This window comes from Pseudomonas sp. TH07, from assembly GCF_016651285.1.
In the GTDB taxonomy this organism is placed as follows: domain Bacteria; phylum Pseudomonadota; class Gammaproteobacteria; order Pseudomonadales; family Pseudomonadaceae; genus Aquipseudomonas.
In genome coordinates this window covers 2,800,536-2,819,887 of the sequence record NZ_JAEKED010000001.1, presented here as the reverse complement: position 1 = coordinate 2,819,887, position 19,352 = coordinate 2,800,536, and the positions used below count along the sequence as shown (strand labels likewise).

Genomic DNA, 19,352 nt, shown 5'->3' with positions numbered 1-19,352 from the left:
ACCGGGGCGTTTGTCATCCTGCAGCGCCTGGCGGCGGCGTCATCAACCGGCGCGACGCAACAACCAGAAGCCGGCCAGGGTGCAAATAGCGGCGGGCACCAGCACCGCGAACAGCGGCGAGAAGCCGAACACCAGGCTCGACGGCCCCAGCAAGTCCTGGGCGATGCGGAAGGTAAAGCCCACCAGCACCCCGGTGAACACCCGCTGCCCCAGGGTTACCGAGCGCAAAGGCCCGAAAATGAAGGAAATCGCCATCAGCACCAGGGCGGCGGTGACCAGCGGTTGCAGCACCTTGACCCAGAAGGCCAGCCAGTACCGGCCGTTGTTCAGGCCCTGGTCCGCCAGATAGTGGATATAACCCCACAGACCGGTGATCGACAGTGATTCCGGGGCCATGACCACAGTGCTCAGCAATTGCGGGCTCAACGCTACGTCCCAACGCTCATCCGGGGTGCTGATGACCTCGGTGTGGCCTTCACGGAAGTAGGTGGTGGTGACATCCGTCAGCTGCCAGTAATCCTTGTCGAACTTGGCATGCTTGGCGAAGCTCGAGGACAGCAGGTGGCGTTCCTTGTCGAAGTGGTAACGGGTCACGCCGTACAGCAAACCATTGGGCTGGACCGCGTTGATGTGGATGAATTCATCACCCTGGCGGTGCCACAGGCCGTGCTTGGAGCTTTGCGCATCGCCCGAACCCTGGGCCAGGGCGCGGTTGGCCTGGGCCTGGCTTTCGGTGGCGGGCGCCACGTACTCACCCACCAGCACGCCGACCAGCATCAGCACCAGCATCGGCTTCATCACCGCCCAGACGATACGCCCGACCGAAACACCGGCCGCACGCATGATGGTCAGTTCGCTGTTGCTGGCCAGGCTGCCCAGGCCGATCAGGCAGCCGATCAGCGCCGCCATCGGCAGCATCTCGTACACCCGACGCGGCGCGGTCAGCAACACGAAGCCCAGCACGTCCATCACGGTATAGCTGTCGCTGACACTGCCCATCTCATCGATAAAGGCGAACAACGAAGCCAGGCCGAGAATAATCCCCAGCACCGCCAGGATGGCCATGAATACACTGCTACCAATGTAGCGATCGAGCTTAACCACGGGCCATCTCCTGCACGCTGCGGCGACTCGCCAGTTTCAAGCGCAAAGGCTCCCAATACAGCAGGGCCAGGCCGACCAGCAGGAACAACACATGCACCCCCCATAGGCCCAGCACTGGCGACAGCTTGCCCTTCTCCAGGGAACCACGGGCGGCAATCAGGATAGTCAGGTAAGCCATATAAAGAAGAATCGCCGGAATCAGCTTGAGGAAACGCCCCTGCCGCGGGTTGACCCGCGCCAACGGCACGGCCATCAGGGTCACGATAAACACCAGCAACGGCAGCGACAGGCGCCATTGCAACTCGGCCACGGCCCGCAGGTCGGTCTTGCCGAACAGGTCGCGGGTCGGCATGGCGTCGCGGTCGGTGACTTCGTCACTGACGTCCGGCTTGGCCAGCAATACGCCGTAGGTGTCGTACTTGATCACCCGGTAATTGGCCTCGCCCGGGTTGCCGTCATAGCGATAGCCGTTTTCCAGAATCAGGTAGCGGTTGCCGTCCGGACGGATGTCCTGGTGGCCTTTTTCGGCGACCAGCACCGAAATCCCCTGGTCCTTCTTGTCCTTGTTCAGGCGTTTTTCCGAAATGAACACGCCGCCCAGATTGGCCCGGTCCTCGGACAACTGCTCGGTGTAGGTCACACGAGTACCGTCGTTGAGCGCCTGGAAGCGACCCGGCACCAAGGTGTCGAACTCGGTCATGGCGTCCTGCTTGTTGAGCAGCAGCTGGAACTGGTTCGCTCCCTGCGGCGCCAGGCCCAGGCTCAACCAACCGACCAGCACGGCGATCAGCGTGGCCGGAATCATGGTCATGCCCAGCAGGCGCTGCTGGCTCATGCCCGTGGCCGAGAGCACGGTCATTTCACTTTCGAGGTACAGCCGGCCATAGGCCAGGAGAATGCCGAGGAACAGGCCCAGCGGCAGAATCAATTGCAGGAACCCGGGCAGACGAAAGCCCATGATCAGGAACAGCGAACCCGGATCCAGCGCTCCCGAGGCAGCTTGGGCCAGGTATTTGACGAAGCGCCCGCTCATGATGATGACCAGCAGCACCGCGCTCACGGCGCTCAGGGTCAGCAGGACTTCGCGAGATAGATAACGAAAGACGATCAAACCAGACACTCCAGGGCTGTCAGGCTAAGGCGGCCAAACAAGCAAACGTATCGAGCCGGCCCGCCAAGGCAGGCCGCCGAAAAAAGATGGCGCATTATCCTGTGAATGCGTGCGCCTGTCACTGCACATGCTCATGCAGGCCTCTAAAGCGGCGAAGTTCGCACGCTGGAGGGTTGTCAGGCTCGGGCGGCGAGGTTCAAACTGGCGGCTTTGTCGTCGCTGGCTGACGATACTTTCTTCTATATATAGATACGCCCCGCGCAGGGCATCGACCTTGCGCTCTTTGACCATTACCTCAGGGATCCGGACATGGAACTGGTTGTAAAAAGCGTTAGCCCAGAAACCTTGAAGACCGCCACTCTGGTGGTCGCCATCGGCGAAGGCCGCAAGCTCGGCACGGTCGCCAGCCAACTCGACGAACTCAGCGGCGGCGCCATCAGCGCCGTCCTCAAGCGCGGCGACCTGACCGGCAAGGTCGGCCAAAGCCTGCTGCTGCACAACGTGGCCAACCTCAAGGCCGAACGCCTGCTGCTGGTCGGCATCGGCAAGGACGCTGAACTCGGCGACCGCCCGTTCCGTAAAATCGCCAGCGGCGTACTCAATACCCTCAAGGGCCTGGGCGGCAGTGATGCCGTGCTGGCACTGGACGAAGTGGTGGTCAAGGGCCGCGACAGCTACGGCAAGTCCCGGCTGCTGGCCGAAACCCTGGTCGATGGCGGCTATGTCTTCGACCAGTTCAAGAGCCAGAAGGCCGAACCCCGCGCCCTGAAGAAAATCACCCTGCTGACCATCAAGGCCGCCCAGGCTGAAGTCCAGCGCGCAGTCACCCACGCCACGGCCATCGCCAATGGCATGGCTTTCACCCGCGACCTGGGCAACCTGCCGCCGAACATCTGCCACCCGACCTTCCTCGGCGAACAGGCCAAGGCCCTGGGTAAAGAGTTCAAGGGCCTGAAAGTCGAAGTGTTCGACGAGAAAAAGATCAAGGAACTGGGCATGGGCTCGTTCTATGCCGTGGGTCAGGGCAGCGACCAGCCTCCACGCCTGATCGTCATGCAATACAACGGCGGCAAGAAATCCGAGAAGCCGTTTGCCCTGGTCGGCAAAGGCATCACCTTCGACACCGGCGGCATCAGCCTCAAGCCGGGCGCGGGCATGGATGAAATGAAGTACGACATGGGCGGCGCAGCCAGCGTCTTCGGTACCCTGCGCGCGGTCCTCGAGCTCAAGTTGCCGATCAATCTGGTGTGCATCCTGGCCTGCGCCGAGAACATGCCAAGCGGCGGCGCGGCGCGTCCGGGCGACATCGTCACCACCCTGAGCGGCCAGACCGTGGAGATCCTCAACACCGACGCCGAAGGCCGCCTGGTGCTGTGCGACGCCCTGACCTACGCCGAACGCTTCAAGCCGCAATCGGTGATCGATATCGCCACCCTGACCGGTGCCTGCATCGTAGCCCTGGGTTCCCACACCTCCGGCCTGCTGGGCAACAACGACGAGCTGATTGGCCAACTCTTGAGCGCCGGCCAGCAAGCTGACGACCGCGCCTGGCAACTGCCGCTGTTCGACGAGTACCAGGAGCAACTGGACAGCCCATTCGCCGACATCGCCAACATTGGTGGGCCGAAAGCCGGCACCATCACGGCGGCCTGCTTCCTGTCGCGCTTCACCAAGAATCTGAACTGGGCGCACCTGGACATCGCCGGCACCGCCTGGACCAGCGGCGGCAAGGACAAGGGCGCCACTGGCCGTCCGGTTCCCCTGCTGACCCAGTACCTGCTGGATCGCGCCAAAGCCTGAAACCCATGACCTCGGTCGGCGCCGCTTGCGGGCGGCGCCAGCCCAGGCTCAGGAATCGCAATGACCAAAGTCGACTTTTATATCCTTCCCAGCGCGGATCCTTCAGCGCGCCTGGATTTTGCCTGCAAGCTCACGGAAAAAGCCTGGCGCATGGGCCACCGCATCTACCTGCATTGCAGCGATGCCGCCCAGCGCGAAGACCTGGATGCCCGCCTGTGGCGCTTCAAAGGTGAGACCTTCGTGCCCCACGGCCCCGCCGAAAGCGAGCCAGAGGGCTTGATTGTCCTTGGCCTGGGCGATGACTGCGGCGCCCACCAGGATCTGCTGGTGAACCTGGACCTGAAAGTCCCGGGCTTTGCCAAGGCGTTTGCCCGGATCGCCGAAGTCGTGGTGGAAGACCCGACGATTCGTCAGGCCGCCCGCGAGAGTTTCCGTTTCTATCGCGAACAGGGCTATCCTCTGCAAGATCACCGTTTACAGCGACTCTGAGCACCCGATGGACACTCCAAAACCGCAGCAAAAGTCCGCGCACCTGCTGGACGACCTCGAGTCGATCCGCCAACTGCTCGGCGATGACAACCTGCAACCGCCGCTGCTCACTGAGACCGTGAACGGCGACGTGCAAATCCCCCTGCTGTTCGACATGGTCGGCGGCAAGCAGCCCGAGGCCGCCGTTGAGCCCGCCCCCGCCGCACCCGTCGAGGCCCCAGCCCCTACACCAGCGCCCACCCCGGCAGTGGCAGCACCTGTCGCCAACTCCGGCCCGGACGCCCTGCTGCACCTGGACCGCGAGCTGCGCGCCGCAGCGCAGTTGATCATGCAAGACGTGATCGACGACTTTGCCCCCATATCGAAACCGAAATCAAACGCCGCCTCGAAGCACGTATGGAACGGCTGCTGAATAACCTTTAGCGCCGGCCGAGCTTGCGAGGCTGCGCGGGTCATCCGCAACGCCCTTGTTCCATCAGGTAGTTCTCTAGCGTCAGTCCCGACCAGCGCAGCCTGCGGCAGCGGCTACAGGCCGATTTCGTAGGCGCCGCTGACCACAAGCAACGCCACTGCTTTCCCGGTCACGCCTGCGCATGCGGCTGGCCGGTAGCTTGCTGGCGGGCGCCTCCGCTATACTTGCCGGCTTTCCTGAATAAATGCCAATAGGGTCCCGCCGCGCATGGATAAGACCTACCAGCCGCACGCCATTGAAACTTCCTGGTACCAGACTTGGGAGTCCGAGAACTACTTCGCCCCGCAAGGCGCGGGCGACTCCTACACCATCATGATTCCGCCGCCGAACGTCACTGGCAGCCTGCACATGGGCCATGGCTTCAACAACGCGATCATGGACGCCTTGATCCGCTTCCGCCGCATGCAGGGTCGCAACACCCTGTGGCAACCGGGTACCGACCACGCCGGTATCGCCACGCAAATGCTGGTAGAGCGTCAGATCGAAGCCCAGGGCCAGAATCGTCATGACCTGGGCCGGGAGAAATTCCTGGAAAAAGTCTGGGAGTGGAAGGATCAGTCCGGTGGCAACATCAGCCGCCAGATCCGCCGCCTGGGTTCCTCCGTGGACTGGAGCCGCGAGCGCTTCACCATGGACGACGGCCTCTCGGAAGCAGTCAAAGAAGCTTTCGTGCGCCTGCACGAAGACGGCCTGATCTACCGCGGCAAGCGCCTGGTCAACTGGGACACCAAGCTGCACACGGCGATTTCCGACCTCGAAGTGGAAAACCACGACGAGAAAGGCTTCCTGTGGAACCTCAAGTACCCGCTGGCCGACGGCGCCAAGACCGCTGAAGGCCAGGACTACCTGATCGTCGCCACCACCCGTCCGGAAACCATGCTCGGCGACTCCGCCGTGGCCGTGAACCCGGAAGATGAGCGCTACAAGGCCCTGATCGGCAAGTTCGTCGAACTGCCGCTGGTAGGTCGTCGCATCCCGATCATCGCTGACGACTACTGCGACCCTGAATTCGGCACCGGCTGCGTGAAGATCACCCCGGCCCACGACTTCAACGACTATGAAGTCGGCAAGCGCCACAACCTGCCGCTGCTCAACATCTTCGACAAGAACGCTGCCGTGTTGTCGGCCTGCCAGGTGTTCAACCTGGATGGAACGCTCAACGAAAGCATCGACGGCAAGATCCCGGCCGAGTACGCCGGCCTCGACCGCTTCGAAGCGCGCAAGCAGATCGTTGCCGCATTCGACGCCGCCGGCCTACTGGTCAGCGTCGATGATCACGCCCTGAAGGTGCCCAAGGGCGACCGCTCCGGGACCATCATCGAGCCGTGGCTGACCGACCAGTGGTATGTCTCCACCAAGCCCCTGGCAGAACCTGCCATCGCGGCAGTGGAAGACGGTCGCATCGCCTTCGTGCCGAAACAATACGAAAACATGTACTTCTCCTGGATGCGCGACATCCAGGATTGGTGCATCAGCCGCCAGCTGTGGTGGGGCCACCGGATTCCGGCCTGGTACGACGAGTCGGGCAAGGTCTACGTAGGCCGCGATGAAGCCGAAGTACGGGCCAAGCACAACCTCGGCCCGGACGTTGCCCTGCAGCAGGACAACGACGTGCTCGACACCTGGTTCAGTTCGGGCCTGTGGACCTTCTCCACCCTGGGCTGGCCGGAGCAGACCGACTTCCTCAAGACCTTCCACCCGACTGACGTGCTGGTGACCGGTTTCGACATCATTTTCTTCTGGGTTGCCCGGATGATCATGCTCACCATGCACCTGGTGAAAAACGAGGACGGCACACCGCAGGTTCCATTCAAGACCGTGTACGTCCACGGCCTGGTCCGCGATGGCCAGGGCCAGAAGATGTCCAAGTCCAAGGGCAACGTCCTGGACCCGCTGGACATCATCGACGGCATCGAGCTCGAAGCCCTGGTGCAGAAACGCACCACCGGCCTGATGCAGCCAAAACTGCAGAAGTCCATCGAGAAGCAGACCCGCGCCGAATTCGCCGACGGTATCGCCAGCTATGGCACCGACGCCCTGCGCTTCACGTTCTGCTCCCTGGCGTCCACCGGTCGCGACATCAAGTTCGACATGGGCCGCGTCGAGGGTTATCGCAACTTCTGCAACAAGATCTGGAACGCCGCGCGCTACGTGCTGGACAAGGGCGAAGACTGCGGCCAGAACGGCGAGGCCTACGAGCTCTCCCTGGCTGATCGCTGGATCATCTCGCAGTTGCAACGCACCGAAACCGAAGTCACTCGCCAGCTCGACCAGTTCCGTTTCGACCTGGCTGCCCAGGCGCTGTACGAGTTCATCTGGAACCAGTACTGCGACTGGTACCTGGAACTGTCCAAGCCTGTGCTGTGGGACGAGAACGCGCCGGTCGAACGCCAGCGCGGCACCCGTCGCACCCTGGTCCGAGTGCTCGAAGTGGCCTTGCGCCTGGCTCACCCGTTCATGCCGTTCATCACCGAAGAAATCTGGCAGCGCCTCGCGCCGCTGGCAGGTAGCACGGGCAAGACCATCATGCTGCAGCCTTGGCCGGTGGCCAATGAAGCACGCATCGACGAGGCCGCCGAAAGCGATATCGAGTGGCTCAAGAACCTGATGCTCGGCACCCGCAACATCCGCGCCGAAATGAACATCGGTCCAGGCAAGCCGCTGGCAGTGTTCGTGAAAAATGCCAGCACCGAAGATCAGCGTCGTCTCACCGAGAACGATGCACTGCTCAAGAAGCTGGCGAAGCTGGAGTCGATCACCGTATTGGCCGCAGGCGCAGAAGCACCGCTGTCCGCCACCGCCCTGGTCGGCGAGATGGAAGTGCTGGTGTCCATGGCGGGCCTGATCGACAAGGGCACCGAACTGGCACGCCTGGACAAGGAAATCCAGCGCCTGCAAGGCGAAGTGCAGCGGGTCGGCGGCAAGCTGTCCAATGCCTCGTTCGTCGACAAGGCCCCGGCCGAAGTCATCGACAAGGAACGCGCCAAACTGGCCGAAGCCGAACAGGCTCTGGGCAAGCTGGCTGAGCAGCACGCACGGATTTCCAGCCTGTAAGGTGGGACCCGAGTGAAAAAAGAGACCTTCGGGTCTCTTTTTTTATGGGCGGCCACTTTTGACCGGGCTTGCCCAGGAATATGGGACAATAGCCGCCACTTTTGAAACAAGCCCAGAATCGACGCAGCCCATGACCGCCCCCAGCACACCCAAAGCACCGCGCAAGAAGCCAAAACCCGCCACCCCGGCCAAGGCCGTCGTGCCCCGGAAAGAGGCCACCCTGCACCCGCGTAACCGCCATCAGGGCCGCTACGACTTCCCGGCCCTGATCAAGACCACGCCGGAGCTGGCGCAGTTCGTGATCATCAACCCGTACGGCAAGGAAAGTATCGACTTCGCCAGCCCCGACGCGGTACGGGTGTTCAACCGCGCGCTGCTCAAGGCCTTCTACGGCATCAAGCACTGGGATATCCCGGCCGATTACCTGTGCCCGCCGGTGCCAGGGCGTGCCGACTACGTGCACTTCCTCGCCGACTTGCTGGCCAGCGTCAACGAAGGCGTGATCCCCCGTGGCGCGCCGGTCAAGGTGCTGGACATCGGCATGGGCGCCAACTGCGTCTACCCGCTGATCGGCTACAGCGACTACCGCTGGCACTTCCTCGGCTCGGAAATCGACCCGACAGCCGTGGCCGCCGCCAAGGCGATCGTGCAGTCCAACGGGCTGAGCAAGGCCATTCAACTGCGCCAGCAAAGCAATCCCAAGCACATTCTGCTGGGCCTCCTGGAGCCGGGCGAGCGCTTTGACCTGACCATGTGCAACCCGCCCTTCCATGCCTCCATGGATGAAGCGACCAAAGGCAGCGAACGTAAATGGCGGGCCCTGGGCCGCGCCGACCCGAAACGCAAATTGCCAGTGCTGAACTTCGGCGGCCAATCGGCTGAACTGTGGTGCGAAGGTGGCGAGGCGCGGTTTGTGACCCAGTTGATCGCAGAGAGCGCACACTTCCAGCACAAAGTGCTGTGGTTCAGCACCCTGGTGTCGAAAGCGTCCAACCTGCCGGCGATTCAGACTGCGCTGAAGAAGGCCGGGGTGCTGGAGAGCCAGGTGGTGGAGATGTCCCAGGGGCAGAAGCAGAGTCGATTTGTCGCCTGGACCTTCCAGACGCCGAGCGAACAACAGATCTGGCGCCAGCGCTGGGTGCGCAAGGACTAAAAGCTGCAGGCAACAAAAAACCGTGCCCGGATCGCTCCGGAGCACGGTTTTTTTTGCTGCGTCTTACTTGTTAACAGCGTCGGTCAGGCCTTTAGCCACGACCAGCTTGATAACTTTCTTGGCAGCGATTTCGATGGCAGCGCCAGTCGATGGGTTACGGCCAGTACGGGCAGGACGCTCGGTCACTTTCAGCTTGCCGATACCTGGCAGAGTGATTTCGCCGCCATTTTCCAATTGATCAGCAACGATTTGGGCCAGTTGGTCCAGTGCGTTACGCGCGGTGGTTTTCGGCGCGTCGATAGCTTCAGCGATATCAGCGATCAGTTGGTCTTTAGTAATAGCCATTGTGGTGTTCCTTCCCTATCAAATTCATTTGGATTGCAGAGTGCAGTGTCAGCCATCGAGCCAGATCTTTTGGATCTGGCACCCCGGTTACAACCACGACAGATCGGGGTTATAGATACCGAAATCAGGGTTTGGTTCGACCTGACAAATGCTGAATGCACGCTTAACGCTGATACATCGCGTAAGACGGGGCAAAACTAGCACAGAGACGGGGAAATATCCGCCTCTACCTAGCCATTTGGTCAGCTTTATTGCTCTAAATCCGTAAAAAATTGCATAAGCCCCGGGGTCGGGCCATTCCTGTCCCGGCAAACACCGCCAAAACCAGCAGGTGCGGTACACTGGGCACTTTTTCGGGGAGCCCGCCCTCCCCCAGCCAACCAGCCGAGAAGCCCATGCCGATCCGTCATTGCATCGTCCACCTGATCGACAAAAAACCCGACGGCACCCCTGCAGTTCTTCATGCCCGCGACTCCGAACTGGCCGAGTCCGCGGCGATCGAAAACATGCTTGCCGACCTCAACGAAAGCTATAACGCCAAACAGGGCAAGGCCTGGGGTCTGTTCCATGCCGAATCCGGGGCGCACCCCTTCAGCGGCTGGCTGAAGGAGTACCTCGATGGCGGCAAGGACTTCACCGCATTCAGCCGGGTTGCGGTCGAACATCTGCAGAAGCTGATGGAAGAGTCCAACCTGTCGGTCGGCGGCCATGTGTTGTTCGCTCATTATCAGCAAGGCATGACCGACTACCTGGCGATCGCCCTGCTGCACCACAGCGAAGGCGTGGCGGTCACCGACCAGCTGGACGTGACCCCCTCGCGCCATCTGGACCTGGGCCAACTGCACCTGGCCGCGCGGATCAACATTTCCGAATGGCAGAACAACAAGCAGTCCAAGCAGTACATCTCGTTCATCAAGGGCAAGAACGGCAAAAAGGTCTCGGAATACTTCCGTGACTTTATCGGCTGCCAGGAAGGCGTCGACGGCCCCGGCGAAACCCGGACCCTGCTCAAGGCCTTCAGTGATTTCGTCGAAAGCGAAGACCTGCCCGAAGAAGACGCCCGGGAAAAGACCAAGACCCTGGTCGACTACGCCAGCAGCCAGGCCAAACTCGGCGAACCCATGGGCCTGGAAGAGCTCTCGGAGCTGATCGACGAAGACCGCCCCAAAGCTTTCTACGACCATATCCGCAACAAGGACTACGGCCTGTCGCCGGAAATCCCTGCCGATAAACGCACCCTCAATCAGTTCCGCCGCTTCACCGGGCGCGCCGAGGGCCTGTCCATCAGTTTTGAAGCCCACCTGCTGGGCTCGAAGATCGAATACGACGAAGAGGCCGGGACACTGATCATCAAAGGCCTGCCGACCCAACTGACCGATCAGCTCAAACGGCGTAACTGATGGTGGGCGGCGTACTGAAAAAGGTACTGCTGATCCTGCTGGTGGTAGTCCTGTATCAGAACTGGGGCAAGATCGAACGCCTGTTCAACCCGTCGGGGATGGCATCGGAGCAGGTCCGGGCCAACGCCCGGGTCGTGCTCTATGCCACTGACTGGTGCGGATACTGCAAGGCCACCCGGCGCTTCCTCGATCAGAAGGGCATTGCTTACCGCGAGTTCGATATCGAAAAAGACGCCCAGGCGCGCAGTGCCTATGAGGCCCTGGGCGGGCGCGGCATTCCGATCCTGTATGTCAACGGTAGCTTGATCCGCACCTATGACCCCGAGGCCATCATGGCGGCGCTGAAGTAACAGCGCCGCCATTTGCCCTCGCTTACTGGGCTTCGATGCGAAAGCCCAGGCGCGGAAAGTGCACATGCACCACACCGCCACGGGGGTCTTCGCGACGCAGGATCAGTTCCTCGCTACCCGCGAACACCAACTCCCCCAGCACCGGGTCGACGCCGTAGTCGGTCGCCGCAATCAGCACCTGCTGCCCGGGCTTGAAGCCATTGGGGTCGATGAACGGCTCGGCCGGCAGCGCCGCCGGCGTGGCCGTGCGGGCTACCTCCAGCGCTTCCTCGGCGCTCATGTCGCTGGCGGCGCCATGGCCGAAGCCCATTACCCGCGCGTGCCAGGCGCTTACCGCAGGGTAGGCATCGACCAGAGGTGCAGTGACCGGCGTCGCCTTGAGGAACCACAGCGGATGCGCCAGGGCGAAGTCGGCAATCGAGGGCTCGCCGAACAGAAAGTCGCCCTGCTCGCGCTGCAGTTGCTGCTCGAGGCGAGCCATGAGGGTCGGCCACTGATGCTTGGCCTGCTCAGCAGAGACGCGGGTGGCACTGCCGCCACTGAACAGCCCGGCGCGGTCTGCGAGAAAGGCCTTGATCGCTTCCGGCGACAACTTGCCAAAACGCACGGCGACCGATTCCGGCTGGAACACCAGGCTCACCGCATGCTGGAACACCACCGAATCGGCCCACGCGGCGAACGCGGCAACCACCAGTTCCTGGCCTTCGGGGTACAACGTCGGCGCGGCCTTTTCCTGCTCCAGGCGACGGGCGATCAGGGCGGTGTCGCAATAGATATCGGCCCCCACCTGCAACACCGGCGTCTTGCGATAACCACCGGTCAGCGCCGTCAGATCAGGTTTTGGCATCACCGGGGAAATCTTCACCGAGCGCCAGGACAGGCCCTTGAAGCCCAGCAGCAGGCGTGCTTTTTCCGCAAAAGGAGAAGTCGGGTAATGATGGAGAATCAACTCTGACATGCTGCAGTCCGCCGGATAAGTAGGAAAAACCAGCTTAGCGCGCAAATCCCCGGCGGCCTACAGATGCGCCTGATGGGAACTTATCAGTCAGGGTGATAAGCCCGGGCCGGCCGAGGCCACCAGGCATTCCTTGGCGCTTTTTCGAAGCTTTTTGATCAGCCGCTCCTGGCGCAACGCATCACTCTTGTCGCGGCAGACTTCGGTGTACACCAGGGCCACCGCCGGGCTGGAAAGGAAGAAGCGCGCGCCCTTGCCGCTCTGATGCTTGGCAAAACGCTTGTGCGGGTCGTCGCTGATGCCGCAGTACAACGAACCGTTGGCCGCCCTGACCAGGTACACAAACCAGGGTTTGCTGGCCACGGCGGCAGGTTCGGGTTCGGCGCAGGGGATTGGGCTGGGGGTGCTCACGTGACGATCAGGGCTTGTGGACAACAAGCCGCGATCTTAGCAGAGGACGCGCCTCAACGACCGGCCTGGAACGCCTTCAAGCCTTTCAGGGCCTGGCCGCGCACTGCGTTTTTGACCAGCGGCGTCCAGCCCAGCAGCAGGCCCTTGGTGCCCAACGCCTGCCGCGCCCAACGCCACAGGTCGAAGTGATCGTGGTGCTCGCAGATCTTGCCGTCACGAAACACGAAGCGCGCCTGGATATCGTTGACCACGATGTTGCCGGTCTGGCTAAACAGGTAAGTCGCGACCCAGTGCGCGCCGCCGGTGCGCTCATCGGCGCGGACGTTGTCGAACGTCAGGGAAAAGTCCTTGGCCCGGGTCGTGAGCAGGCGCCACATGTCGCCGGCATCGCGCCCGCGCAACTCGCCGAAGGCCGGGTCGCTGAACAGCACATCGTCGGTATAGCAGGCAGCCATGGCCTCGGCATCCAGGCGCTGGAACGCTTGATAGAAGGTGGTAATCAAGGCGCTGTGGGCATCACTCATGGGCAGGCTCCGAACGATCAAAATATGATGCGCACAATAATCTGCCCACGCGCAGAACACTATCGGCATTCGTGGCGGGAATACCGAGAGTGGTGCGGGTCAGATTTTTTCGCTTTCGACCTGCACAAACAGCGAGCGACCGGCACCCAGGCCGGCAGCGATGGCCCCCAGGCCGATCACCCCGAAGATCCAGCCCAGGGCCGTCCAGCCGCCGGTCCAGTCATGCACCAGACCGACTGCGAATGGCCCCATCGAGGCCAGGGTGTAACCGATGCCCTGGGCCATGCCCGACAGGTTGGCCGCCACATGAGCGTCGCGAGAACGCAGCACAATCAGGGTCAGGGCCAGGCTGAACGTCCCGCCCTGCCCCAGCCCGAGCAGGATCGCCCAGCCCCACAGCCCGTCGATCGGCGCATACAGGCAACCGAACAGGCCGCCCAGGGTCAGCAGCATGACAATCACGATCGCCAGGCGCTGGTCCTTGCCACGGGTCGCCAGCCAGGGCGCCGCCAGGGAGCTGGCCAGTTGCACGATCACCGAACCGGACAACACCAGCCCAGCCTGGGTCGGGGTCAGGCCACGGCCAATCAGAATCGACGGCAACCAGCCAAAAACGATGTAGGCCAGGGATGATTGCAGGCCCATGTAGAGGGTCACCTGCCAAGCCAGCGGGTCCCGCAACAGACCACGCACGCGGTAGGCCGCATGATGTGCGCCCTGCTTCTTGCCGACCTGGGGCAGCCAGAACACTGCCGCCACCAGCGCCGGCAGCACCCAGAACCCCAGGCCCATGGCCCAGCTGTCACTGAAATGATGGCTGAGCGGCACCGTGGCCCCGGCCGCCATGGCCGCGCCCAGGCACAGCGCCATGGTGTAGACCCCGGTCATGGTGCCAGCGTGCTTGGCAAAATCGCGCTTGACGATGCCCGGCAACAGGACGCCGATCACGCCGATGCTGGCGCCGGCCAGCAGGCTGCCGGCAAACAGGCCGAACTCGCCCAGGCTGCTGCGCAGGATAATCCCGCCCGCCAGGGTCAGCAGAATCCCCAACACCACTCGCTCGGCGCCGAAACGCCGTGCCAGCAACGGTGCCAGGGGCGCGAACAGGCCCAGGCAGAGCACCGGCAAGGTGGTCAGTAACCCGGCCTGGGCCGCTGACAGGCCGAGGCTTTTAGAAACGTCGCTGAGCAGCGGCGCCATGCTCGACAGCGCCGGACGCAGGTTCAACGCCACCAGGATCAAGCCCAGCAACAACAGCCAAGGGCGGCGCAGCACCGGGTGGCTGTGCTGGACCTGCCCGTCATCGGCCTCGGCGTCGATCAGCAGTTCTTCAAGTTCCGGCATACGCCGGCTGGGGGATGGCGTGGCGTTGTCGGCCTGGTGACTGGACATGGGCTTCTCGGTATCAAGGTTCATTGATCAACTGCCGGGAAAGGGCTTTGGCCCGCTCCGGGTCACGCTGTTCCACCGCATCGAGCAATTGCACATGCAGGTCGAAAACCTGCTGACGCCGTGGAGAAATATTCAGGGTCTTGCGCAACTGGGCACCGACCACGCTGGAGAAGTAGCGGTACAGCTCGCTCAGGGTCGGGTTGTGCGCGGCATCCACCAGCAACCCGTGGAACACCAGGTCGCAGGCGATGTAACTGTCCAGGTCGCCGTGATAATGCGCACCGCTGACCGCGAGCGCTTCGCGCAGGGCCCTGAGGTCCTCATCGGTGCGGCGCAGCGCGGCCAGGCCAATGGCCTCGACTTCGAGAATCTGCCGCGTCTCCCGAGCCTGCTCCTGGGTGCAGCCGGACAGCGCCTTGAGGGTGTCCAGAGGGTCGGCCAGGGCACGCAGGTAACTGCCATCGCCCTGGCGGATCTCGATCAGCCCGGAAAACGCCAGCACGCGCATGGCTTCACGCACGGTATTGCGGCTGATGCCCAGTTCGGCAGCCAGTTCCGGCTCGGTAGGCAAGCGCTGACCAACGCTCCAGGCGCCATGATTGATGCGCAGGCGCAGTTGCTCCAAAGCCTGGTCAACCAGGGAGCGTTTCACCAACGGGGAAATATCTGACATAAACCTCAGCCTTTCATCCAATCATCGGACGAATTTTCTGACATGTTAGTCAGCTTCATCTGAGAAGGCAAAAGGTTAGGGTTACGGAGCAGGCAATCTGGGAAAAATCCGATTGCTTAAAAAACCCTTTGAGGGTAATTTCCAATCACGCAATGCAAGGTGTCTTATGGAAAAGCACACAGCGCATTACCACCTGTCAGTGGTCAAGGCCGAGGTTTTGCGGCTCGGCGCCAGAGCCTTCACCCGATCCGCCCTGGAGGGCGGTCGAAGGCTCGGCCTGAGCCTTGGGCACATGCAGCGCATCGTCTGCACCCTGGAGCCCGCCATGCTCGAAAAATCCATGACCAGCTACGCCGACCATCAACTCTGGCAGGACGTCTACCACGCAACACACCAGGGCCTGGAGATCTACATCAAAGTGACGTACCGCCCAGGCGGTACCGCTCCGGTGATCTCCTTCAAGGAGAGAAACACATGAACCGACAGCAATGCATGAGTTGCGGCTCCCCCGATGAGATGAAGCCGTTCAGCCATCGCAGCGAAATCATCGACTACAAGCACCTGACCCGCCCGGTGCATGACCTGGCAGGCTGGGAATGCCAGGTCTGTGCCGAAGTCGAATTCGACACTGACAGTGCAGATCGCTACGCCGCCGCCGGCGATCAACTGATCGAGGACTGCCGGCAATTGATCGCCGCCGAGATGAAACGCATGCGCCGCAAACTGCACCTCTCGCAAAAGGAGGCCGTGCAGCTGCTTTCCGGCGGTGGACACAATGCCTTCTCCCGCTATGAACGGGGTGAAGTCGCGCCGCCCCAGCCACTGCTGATGCTGATGCGCCTGCTGGATCGCCACCCTCACCTGCTGGCCGATGCCCGCGAATTGAGCGAGGCCGGCGACCTGCAGCAACTGCTGCTCGCACGCCATCCGCCGCACGAAACCACCCTAGCCAGTTGAACCCCAGGCAAAAATAAACCCGGCGCCAGGCCGGGTTTATCGTCAGACACCGGGCTCGATCAATGCAGGATCTGGCTCAGGAACAACTTGGTGCGATCGTTTTGCGGATTGTCGAAGAAGTCGTTCGGCGCGGCCTGTTCGACGATTTCGCCCTTGTCCATGAAGATCACCCGGTTGGCCACGGTCCGGGCAAAGCCCATTTCGTGGGTCACGCAGAGCATGGTCATGCCGTCTTCGGCGAGGCCGATCATGGTGTCCAGCACCTCTTTCACCATCTCGGGGTCGAGGGCTGAAGTCGGTTCATCGAACAGCATGATTTTCGGTTTCATGCACAAGGCGCGGGCAATCGCCACACGCTGCTGCTGACCGCCGGAGAGTTGCCCCGGGAATTTGTGCGCCTGCTCTGGAATGCGTACGCGTTCCAGGTAGTGCATGGCAATTTCCTCGGCCTTGCGCTTGGGCATCTTGCGCACCCACATCGGCGCCAGGGTGCAGTTCTGCAGGATGGTCAGGTGCGGGAACAGGTTGAAGTGCTGGAACACCATGCCCACTTCACGGCGGATCGCTTCGATCTGCTTGAGGTCATTGGTCAGCTCCACGCCATCAACCACGATGCGGCCCTGCTGGTGTTCTTCCAGACGGTTGAGGCAGCGGATGGTGGTGGACTTGCCCGAGCCCGAAGGCCCGCACAGGACGATACGCTCGCCCTGTTTGACGTTGAGGTTGATGTCTTTCAACACGTGGAACTGGCCGTACCACTTGTTCACGCCCTGCATCTGGATAATGCCTTCAGGGCTCACAGGCTGTTTGATCGCTTCACTCATGAAAAAACTCCTAACGCTTGTGGCCAGTGTCCAGCTTACGTTCCAAATGCATGGAGTAGCGGGACATACCAAAACAGAAAATCCAGAACACCAGGGCCGCGAACACATAGCCTTCAGTGGCCATGCCCAGCCATTTCGGGTCGGCGGCGGCTTGTTTCACGCTGTTGAGCAGGTCGAACAGGCCGATGATGATCACCAGGCTGGTGTCCTTGAACAGGGCAATGAAGGTGTTGACGATGCCGGGGATTACCAGCTTCAGGGCTTGCGGCAGAATCACCAGGCCCATGCTGCGCCAGTACCCGAGGCCCATGGCCGCAGCCGCTTCGTACTGACCTTTGGGAATCGCTTGCAGACCGCCCCGTACCACTTCCGCCACGTAGGCCGACTGGAACAGGATCACGCCGATCAAGGCCCGCAGCAGTTTGTCGAAGTTCATGCCTTCAGGCAGGAACAGCGGCAGCATCACCGACGACATGAACAGCACGGTAATCAGCGGTACGCCACGCCAGAACTCGATGAAGGTCACGCAGACCACACGAATCGCCGGCATGTTCGAGCGCCGCCCCAACGCCAGCACGATGCCCAACGGCAAGGCCCCGGCAATACCGACAGTGGCGATGACCAGGGTCAGCATCAGGCCGCCCCATTGGCTGGTTGCCACGTTGGTCATGCCGAAGATGCCGCCATGCAGCAGGAAGTAGGCGACGATCGGGTACAGCACCAGAAAGCTCAGGCCGTAGATCGCCTTGCGCGGGAAGCGCGAGACGAACAGCGGCGCCACGCCCACCACCGCCAGCCACACAGTCAGGTCCACACGCCAGCGCAGGTCCTGCGGGTAGTAGCCGTACATGAACTGGCCGAAGCGCTGCTGAATGAAGACCCAGCAGGCGCCCTCCTTGGTGCAGTCGGCACGCGTGGTGCCGACCCAGTTGGCATCGAGAATCGCCCAATGCAGGATCGGCGGCACCACCAGGTAAATCAGGTAGAACGCAAACAGGGTCAGCAGGGTATTGAGCCAGCTGGAGAACATGTTGGCGCGCATCCACGCCACCACCCCGATGCTGCTGCTCGGAGGGGGCATGTCAGGTTTGAATGTATGAGTTGTCATGCGCGTTTCCTCACCGCTCGATCAGCGCAATGCGCTTGTTGTACCAGTTCATCAGCAGGGAAATGCTGATACTGATCGCCAGGTACACGCTCATGGTGATGGCAATGACTTCAATCGCCTGCCCGGTCTGGTTGAGCACCGTGCCGGCAAACAACGAGACCATTTCCGGATAACCGATACCGGCTGCCAGCGAGGAGTTCTTCGCCAGGTTCAGGTATTGGCTGGTCAGCGGCGGAATGATCACCCGCAGCGCTTGCGGAATGATCACCTTGCGCAGCGTTGGGCCGTTGCGCAGCCCCAGGGAGCGTGCCGCCTCGGTCTGGCCGTGGCTGACCGACTTGATCCCGGAACGCACGATCTCGGCGATAAACGCCGCGGTGTAGACGGTCAGGGCCAAGGTCAGGGCCAGCAGTTCCGGGATCAGCACCCAGCCACCGACGAAGTTGAAGCCTTGCAGCTTTGGCAATTCCCAGTGCAGCGGCGCGCCGAAGATCAGCGCGCACAACCCAGGGATCACCAGGATCAACGCCAGGCCGGTCCAGAACTTGTGGAACGGCACGCCGGTGGCCTCGAAGCGCTTATTGGCCCAGCGGCACATCAGCACAATGGCGACGATGGCCAGTACCACACTCACCACGAATGGCCAGAACCCGTCCGCCGCCTGAGCGGCCGGCATGTTCAGGCCACGGCTGCTGACAAAGAAGGTGTCACCGAAGTTGTGGCTGTTGCGCGGCCCCGGCATGGTCAGGAACACCGCGAAGTACCAGAACAGAATCTGCAGCAACGGCGGGATGTTGCGGAATACTTCCACATACACCGTGGCCAGCTTGCTGATGATCCAGTTCTGCGACAGACGCGCCACGCCGACGATAAAGCCGAGAATGGTCGCCAGGATCACCCCGATAAAGGTCACCAGCAGGGTGTTGAGCAAGCCGATGACGAACACCCGGGCATAGCTGTCCGATTCGGTGTAGTCGATCAAATGCTGCGCGATGCCGAAACCGGCGCTGCGCTCGAGAAAGTCGAAACCCGAGGTAATGCCCCGGTGCTGGAGGTTGGTTTGGGTGTTGTTGAACAGAAACCAGCCCAGCGAGACCACCGCCACAATGGTGATGATCTGGAATAACCACGCACGCACTCGTGGATCGCTGAGACTGAGCCTCTGCTTTGGTGCGCCGATTGAATTTTGCATGAAGTGCCCCAGAAATAATGGAACAGAACATCACCCGG

19 protein-coding genes and 1 pseudogene are annotated in these 19,352 nt (G+C 61.8%); 9 read left to right on the top strand and 11 right to left on the bottom strand.

Annotation, left to right across the window (positions count from 1 at the left end; genetic code table 11):
- Window positions 1-42: 42 nt before the first annotated feature.
- Together lptG and lptF are read right to left on the bottom strand one after the other, a co-directional pair.
- Entirely contained in the window at window positions 43-1,104 is a 1,062-nt protein-coding gene (gene lptG, locus JFU57_RS13145) for an LPS export ABC transporter permease LptG (protein ID WP_078469951.1), read from the bottom strand.
- Window positions 1,097-2,215, bottom strand: a complete 1,119-nt coding sequence (lptF, locus tag JFU57_RS13140) for an LPS export ABC transporter permease LptF (RefSeq protein WP_078469950.1) — start codon at window positions 2,213-2,215, stop codon at window positions 1,097-1,099. Before lptF ends, lptG begins: the two co-directional genes overlap by 8 nt.
- Window positions 2,216-2,524: 309 nt before the next feature.
- Here lptF and JFU57_RS13135 point away from each other — a divergent pair, with 309 nt between their 5' ends.
- The 5 genes and pseudogenes from JFU57_RS13135 to rlmF all read left to right on the top strand — a co-directional run bounded on the left by JFU57_RS13135 (window position 2,525) and on the right by rlmF (window position 9,183).
- Complete coding sequence (locus tag JFU57_RS13135; protein ID WP_078469949.1) at window positions 2,525-4,015, top strand: leucyl aminopeptidase; 1,491 nt, start codon at window positions 2,525-2,527, stop codon at window positions 4,013-4,015.
- Window positions 4,016-4,075: 60 nt separating this feature from the next.
- Entirely contained in the window at window positions 4,076-4,504 is a 429-nt protein-coding gene (locus JFU57_RS13130; RefSeq protein WP_201129581.1) for a DNA polymerase III subunit chi, read from the top strand.
- Between the two features lie 7 nt (window positions 4,505-4,511).
- Window positions 4,512-4,927, top strand: a pseudogene (locus tag JFU57_RS13125) (DNA polymerase III subunit chi).
- Window positions 4,928-5,183: 256 nt separating this feature from the next.
- Window positions 5,184-8,030, top strand: coding sequence for a valine--tRNA ligase (locus JFU57_RS13120; RefSeq protein WP_201129580.1), 2,847 nt, complete (start codon window positions 5,184-5,186; stop codon window positions 8,028-8,030).
- A gap of 130 nt (window positions 8,031-8,160) precedes the next feature.
- A complete protein-coding gene (rlmF, locus tag JFU57_RS13115; protein WP_201129576.1) occupies window positions 8,161-9,183 on the top strand; it encodes a 23S rRNA (adenine(1618)-N(6))-methyltransferase RlmF in 1,023 nt (340 codons plus the stop codon).
- A gap of 63 nt (window positions 9,184-9,246) precedes the next feature.
- On the opposite strand, the gene JFU57_RS13110 is transcribed toward rlmF, so the two are convergent.
- A complete protein-coding gene (locus JFU57_RS13110) occupies window positions 9,247-9,528 on the bottom strand; it encodes an HU family DNA-binding protein (protein WP_003440137.1) in 282 nt (93 codons plus the stop codon).
- 395 nt (window positions 9,529-9,923) lie between these two features.
- Here JFU57_RS13110 and yejK point away from each other — a divergent pair, with 395 nt between their 5' ends.
- Together yejK and JFU57_RS13100 are read left to right on the top strand one after the other, a co-directional pair.
- Window positions 9,924-10,928 (top strand): nucleoid-associated protein YejK, encoded by a 1,005-nt coding sequence (yejK, locus tag JFU57_RS13105; RefSeq protein WP_078469944.1) that lies wholly within the window; start codon window positions 9,924-9,926, stop codon window positions 10,926-10,928.
- Window positions 10,928-11,278, top strand: coding sequence for a glutaredoxin family protein (locus JFU57_RS13100; protein WP_201129575.1), 351 nt, complete (start codon window positions 10,928-10,930; stop codon window positions 11,276-11,278). Before yejK ends, JFU57_RS13100 begins: the two co-directional genes overlap by 1 nt.
- Before the next feature lie 22 nt (window positions 11,279-11,300).
- On the opposite strand, the gene JFU57_RS13095 is transcribed toward JFU57_RS13100, so the two are convergent.
- The 5 genes from JFU57_RS13095 to JFU57_RS13075 all read right to left on the bottom strand — a co-directional run bounded on the left by JFU57_RS13095 (window position 11,301) and on the right by JFU57_RS13075 (window position 15,233).
- On the bottom strand, window positions 11,301-12,236 hold the full coding sequence (locus JFU57_RS13095) for a glutathione S-transferase family protein (RefSeq protein WP_201129574.1): 936 nt from the start codon (window positions 12,234-12,236) through the stop codon (window positions 11,301-11,303).
- An 87-nt stretch (window positions 12,237-12,323) separates the two neighbouring features.
- Window positions 12,324-12,644 carry a GIY-YIG nuclease family protein gene (locus JFU57_RS13090; protein ID WP_078469941.1) on the bottom strand — a complete coding sequence of 107 codons (321 nt, stop codon included), beginning with the start codon at window positions 12,642-12,644 and terminating at the stop codon, window positions 12,324-12,326.
- A 53-nt stretch (window positions 12,645-12,697) separates the two neighbouring features.
- Entirely contained in the window at window positions 12,698-13,168 is a 471-nt protein-coding gene (locus tag JFU57_RS13085) for a nuclear transport factor 2 family protein (RefSeq protein ID WP_078469940.1), read from the bottom strand.
- 99 nt (window positions 13,169-13,267) lie between these two features.
- On the bottom strand, window positions 13,268-14,584 hold the full coding sequence (locus tag JFU57_RS13080; protein ID WP_201129573.1) for a CynX/NimT family MFS transporter: 1,317 nt from the start codon (window positions 14,582-14,584) through the stop codon (window positions 13,268-13,270).
- Entirely contained in the window at window positions 14,574-15,233 is a 660-nt protein-coding gene (locus JFU57_RS13075) for a FadR/GntR family transcriptional regulator (protein ID WP_078469938.1), read from the bottom strand. The genes JFU57_RS13080 and JFU57_RS13075 overlap by 11 nt, the downstream gene beginning before the upstream one ends.
- A 166-nt stretch (window positions 15,234-15,399) precedes the next feature.
- Here JFU57_RS13075 and JFU57_RS13070 point away from each other — a divergent pair, with 166 nt between their 5' ends.
- Together JFU57_RS13070 and JFU57_RS13065 are read left to right on the top strand one after the other, a co-directional pair.
- The gene (locus JFU57_RS13070; RefSeq protein ID WP_201129572.1) at window positions 15,400-15,711 is read left to right on the top strand and encodes a type II toxin-antitoxin system MqsR family toxin; all 312 of its coding nucleotides are present in this window, start codon (window positions 15,400-15,402) and stop codon (window positions 15,709-15,711) included.
- Window positions 15,708-16,190 carry a type II toxin-antitoxin system MqsA family antitoxin gene (locus JFU57_RS13065; RefSeq protein WP_201129570.1) on the top strand — a complete coding sequence of 161 codons (483 nt, stop codon included), beginning with the start codon at window positions 15,708-15,710 and terminating at the stop codon, window positions 16,188-16,190. Before JFU57_RS13070 ends, JFU57_RS13065 begins: the two co-directional genes overlap by 4 nt.
- Before the next feature lie 59 nt (window positions 16,191-16,249).
- Here JFU57_RS13065 and JFU57_RS13060 read toward each other — a convergent pair whose 3' ends face one another.
- From JFU57_RS13060 to JFU57_RS13050, 3 genes are read right to left on the bottom strand one after another with little or no spacing between them, the layout of a single operon-like run.
- Window positions 16,250-17,014, bottom strand: a complete 765-nt coding sequence (locus JFU57_RS13060; RefSeq protein WP_003171943.1) for an amino acid ABC transporter ATP-binding protein — start codon at window positions 17,012-17,014, stop codon at window positions 16,250-16,252.
- A 10-nt stretch (window positions 17,015-17,024) separates the two neighbouring features.
- Complete coding sequence (locus JFU57_RS13055; RefSeq protein ID WP_078469935.1) at window positions 17,025-18,122, bottom strand: amino acid ABC transporter permease; 1,098 nt, start codon at window positions 18,120-18,122, stop codon at window positions 17,025-17,027.
- Between the two features lie 10 nt (window positions 18,123-18,132).
- Window positions 18,133-19,314, bottom strand: a complete 1,182-nt coding sequence (locus JFU57_RS13050) for an amino acid ABC transporter permease (RefSeq protein ID WP_078469934.1) — start codon at window positions 19,312-19,314, stop codon at window positions 18,133-18,135.
- Window positions 19,315-19,352: the final 38 nt, after the last annotated feature.

Excerpts from the sequence above, each read along its gene's own strand:
- JFU57_RS13060 (WP_003171943.1), bottom strand. The coding sequence starts at position 17,014 with ATGAGTGAAGCGATCAAACAGCCTGTGAGCCCTGAAGGCATTATCCAG.
- JFU57_RS13080 (WP_201129573.1), bottom strand. The coding sequence starts at position 14,584 with ATGAACCTTGATACCGAGAAGCCCATGTCCAGTCACCAGGCCGACAAC.
- rlmF (WP_201129576.1), top strand. The coding sequence starts at position 8,161 with ATGACCGCCCCCAGCACACCCAAAGCACCGCGCAAGAAGCCAAAACCC.
- JFU57_RS13135 (WP_078469949.1), top strand. The coding sequence starts at position 2,525 with ATGGAACTGGTTGTAAAAAGCGTTAGCCCAGAAACCTTGAAGACCGCC.
- JFU57_RS13085 (WP_078469940.1), bottom strand. The coding sequence starts at position 13,168 with ATGAGTGATGCCCACAGCGCCTTGATTACCACCTTCTATCAAGCGTTC.
- yejK (WP_078469944.1), top strand. The coding sequence starts at position 9,924 with ATGCCGATCCGTCATTGCATCGTCCACCTGATCGACAAAAAACCCGAC.
- JFU57_RS13055 (WP_078469935.1), bottom strand. The coding sequence starts at position 18,122 with ATGACAACTCATACATTCAAACCTGACATGCCCCCTCCGAGCAGCAGC.
- JFU57_RS13070 (WP_201129572.1), top strand. The coding sequence starts at position 15,400 with ATGGAAAAGCACACAGCGCATTACCACCTGTCAGTGGTCAAGGCCGAG.
- JFU57_RS13075 (WP_078469938.1), bottom strand. The coding sequence starts at position 15,233 with ATGTCAGATATTTCCCCGTTGGTGAAACGCTCCCTGGTTGACCAGGCT.
- JFU57_RS13110 (WP_003440137.1), bottom strand. The coding sequence starts at position 9,528 with ATGGCTATTACTAAAGACCAACTGATCGCTGATATCGCTGAAGCTATC.
- JFU57_RS13065 (WP_201129570.1), top strand. The coding sequence starts at position 15,708 with ATGAACCGACAGCAATGCATGAGTTGCGGCTCCCCCGATGAGATGAAG.
- JFU57_RS13100 (WP_201129575.1), top strand. The coding sequence starts at position 10,928 with ATGGTGGGCGGCGTACTGAAAAAGGTACTGCTGATCCTGCTGGTGGTA.
- JFU57_RS13095 (WP_201129574.1), bottom strand. The coding sequence starts at position 12,236 with ATGTCAGAGTTGATTCTCCATCATTACCCGACTTCTCCTTTTGCGGAA.
- JFU57_RS13120 (WP_201129580.1), top strand. The coding sequence starts at position 5,184 with ATGGATAAGACCTACCAGCCGCACGCCATTGAAACTTCCTGGTACCAG.
- JFU57_RS13050 (WP_078469934.1), bottom strand. The coding sequence starts at position 19,314 with ATGCAAAATTCAATCGGCGCACCAAAGCAGAGGCTCAGTCTCAGCGAT.
- JFU57_RS13130 (WP_201129581.1), top strand. The coding sequence starts at position 4,076 with ATGACCAAAGTCGACTTTTATATCCTTCCCAGCGCGGATCCTTCAGCG.